Source organism: Streptococcus sp. HMSC064D12 (assembly GCF_001837205.1).
GTDB classification, from domain to species: domain Bacteria; phylum Bacillota; class Bacilli; order Lactobacillales; family Streptococcaceae; genus Streptococcus; species Streptococcus salivarius_D.
Map to the genome: position 1 here is coordinate 41035 of NZ_KV831765.1, position 3006 is coordinate 44040.

Here is a 3006-nt window from a genome sequence, read left to right on the forward strand (position 1 = left end):
CGTTACCTTTGGCATCGTTCTTAACAGTTTCGATGACATTTCCTGCTTCATCCTTCAATTGGAAGCTGAATTCGTTAGCTTTAAGCTCACGACCTTCCAAACGTTTAGTGAAGTTGAATTCTACTTTAACTGGAACGTTAACAACACGTTTTTCTGTTGGTTTATTTGGTTTTTCAACAGACTTAGTTGTTGGGTTGTAGTAATGAACGATTTGAGAAGCTGTGTTTTCAATGTCTACACCACCCTTAACGTCGTCTTTGACTTTACCAACAATATCAAACTTGTAGTAACGTCCAAAGGCAAATTTAGTTGTGTCGATAACTTGAGTGTTTTCTGCATCGCCAAGTGACTTAGTGAAGCCATCTTTGAGGTTGGCTGTAATCACACCGTTTTCAACCTTGATATCGAACTTAGCTGTTACATCATCACCTGTGATGCCATCATATGCTTTAATATCAGCTACATTGATATCAACTTTATCTTCTTCATAGTCATCTGATACACCAACAGTTTGGATATTATTCTTTTCAGTGAATTTAGTAGTATCCAACCATACTTGGTAAACAACTTTTTGTCCAGGATATACGGTCTTAGTATTGATGTTAGCTTTTTCATTATTAGAAGCATCATCAACATAAGGATTTGCATTAGTTTCTGCAACCTTATCTTTCAACTCTTTGTCATCATCAAGAAGAGATACTCCCTTCAAATCGAACTTAGTTTCATTAAGAATGTATTTCTCTGGATTAAATTCTGGTGTTTCTGGTGGACGAACTTTGTTGTTGAACTCTTTATCGTTAGCACTTGAAGCAAATCCGCCTGTTGAAGCGTGGTTAACGACAGTTGTAAGAACTTTGCCTTCCTTAGTAACTTTCACTGTTACAGTTGCTTTCATAGTATCGTATGTGATTGAAGCATCTTTACCAGCTACTTCTTCAACTGTGTAAGTGAATGTCTTACCAAGATCATCTTTATTGAACAAGAGTTTTTCAAACTTGATGTGACCATCTTTATCGTTGGTTACTGTTTGAAGAACTTTGTTGTCTTTGTCTTTCAATACGAAGCTGAACTCACCTGCAGTCAACTCACGTCCTTCAAGTCGTTTAGTATAGTTGAACTCGAGTGGAACTGGAACGTTGTTTTCACGTGTTTGAGTTGGCTTTTCAGGAGTTGTAACTTTCTTATTGAATGGGTTGTATTGGTGAATTGTTTGGTTGGCTGTATTTTCAATATCTACACCGTCGTTAGCATCAATGTCTTTAACAACAGCTGGGATATCAAATTTATAGTAACGACCAAACTCAAATTTAGTTGTGTCGATGACTGGAGTAGCATCTGTTGCACTAATAGCTTTAGTCAAGCTTGCTTTAGATGTACCGTAGAGAACACCATTTTCAACCTTGATGTCGAACTTATCAGTAACATCAGCACCAGTGATACCATCGTAAACCTTGATATCAGCAGCGTTGATGTCAAGCTTATCTTCTTCGTAGTTATCTGTGATACCAACTGTTTGAAGATTGCTTTCTGCTGTGAAGTCACGAGTATCAAGCCATACTTGATAGTAGATCTTTTGACCACGTTTGAGGGTCTTACCATTCAAGTTTTGGATTTCAACTTTATCAGCTGAATCGTCGTCATCAGCAAGTTTGTTGCCAATGATGTCGAAGCTTGGTTCTGAAACAACGTATTTCTCTGGTTTGAAGTTAGGAGTTACGTTGTTATCGAAAATTCTGTCGTCTGATTCATAAGAATTTCCACCAACTGTAGCATAAGAGATAACTGTTGATAATTGATTACCTGCTGAAGGTTGAATAACTTTAACAGTAACGTTGACTTTCATATTGTCATAAGTAACTGTTGTATCAGTTCCTTTAACTTCTTCTACAGTGTAGTTAAAGGTCTTACCAAGATCGTCTCTTCCATAATTAATAGTAGAGAAAGTTACTTTGCCTTTAGCATCATTCTGAACAGTTTCAAGAACTTTTCCTGCTTCGTCTTTCAAGACAAAGTTAAATTCCTTATCTTTCAATTGACGACCATTAAGTGTCTTACCGAAGATTAACTGAATAGCCATTGGAACATTGTTGACACGCTTTTCAGTTGGTTTCTCTGGTTTTTCGGTCTTCTTAGTAGTTGGGTTGTAGTAGTTAACTACTTGAGCTGCTGTATTTTCAATTTCAGCACCATCGTAAGCACCGTCAGAAACTTTAGCTGGGATGACAAACTTGTAGTAACGTCCAAATTCGAACTTAGTAGTATCGATGATTTGAGTGTTTTCTGCATCGCCAAGTGACTTAGTGAAGCCATCTTTAAGGTTAGCTGTGATTACACCATTAGCAATTGAGATGTTGAATTTATCAGTAACATCTTTACCAGTCTTACCATCGTAAGCCTTGATATCAGATACCTTAACATCCAATTTAGCTTCATCATAGTTGTCAGTAATACCAACAGTTTGGATGTTATCCTTATTGTTTGCATCAAATTTAGTTGTATCAAGCCATACTTGGTAGTTAATAGTTTCGCCACGTTTCACGGCTTTCGTATTGATGTTTTCTGCTTCGTTGTTATCAGCTTTATCAGCGTATGGGTTCGCATTTGTGTCTGCGTACTTATCTGTCAACTCTGCATCATCATCAAGAAGCTTAGTACCAGTGATATCAAACTTACCGTTACCATCGCTAAGAACATATTTCTCTGGTTGGAACTTAGGCTCTTCTGGAGGAGTCACACGGTTGTTAAATTCTTTGTCCGCAATTGCACCTACAGTCGCGATAAGAACTTTAGCTGTTCCATCGTGTTTAACTGTAACTGTTACATTCGCTTTCATTGTGTCGTATGTAACGGTTGCGTCTGTGCCTTTAACTTCTTCTACTGTGTAGTTATGAACACCTTCTTGGCCTTTCTTGAATTCAAGAGCTTTGAACTTAACGTTACCAGCCGCATCGTTCTTCACAGTTTCAAGAGTTTTACCTTCTGAATCTTTAAGGACGAAGCTGAATT

Annotated in this window: 1 protein-coding gene; it reads right to left on the bottom strand. The window is 37.6% G+C overall.

The genetic code is table 11. The features are described from left to right. A partial coding sequence (locus tag HMPREF2697_RS09050) for an SspB-related isopeptide-forming adhesin (protein ID WP_306806826.1) occupies window positions 1-3006 on the bottom strand: 3006 nt, incomplete at both ends.